Raw genomic sequence first — 243 nt, 5'->3', positions numbered from 1 at the left:
GCCCGACGCTCGAGGTCGGTGTCGCTGCGCTGCCGGCGCCGTTCTGACGCGGCGACGCGCGCCACCATCGGGCGCACCCACTCCCCCTCCTCCGCCCGGCTCATCCAGGCCGGGACGAGGACGACGAGGCGTCCTTCCTGCCGGTAGGCCGAGACGGTGCGACGGCGACGCGGGCTGCTGCGGACCTCGACGGCGACACCGTCGACCACCGTGTGCACCACCTCGCGGGACGCCACTGCCATA

1 pseudogene is annotated in these 243 nt (G+C 74.5%); it reads right to left on the bottom strand.

Going from position 1 to position 243, the window contains the following annotated elements:
- Positions 1–242, bottom strand: a pseudogene (locus ACPYOM_RS23550) (metal-dependent hydrolase); the annotation flags it as partial.
- Between the last annotated feature and the right edge of the window lies 1 nt (position 243).

The sequence above is a fragment of the Monashia sp. HAY1-2A genome, assembly GCF_056755315.1.
Note: the sequence above shows the minus strand (reverse complement) of the source record. Positions and strands in the feature narration are given on the sequence as shown.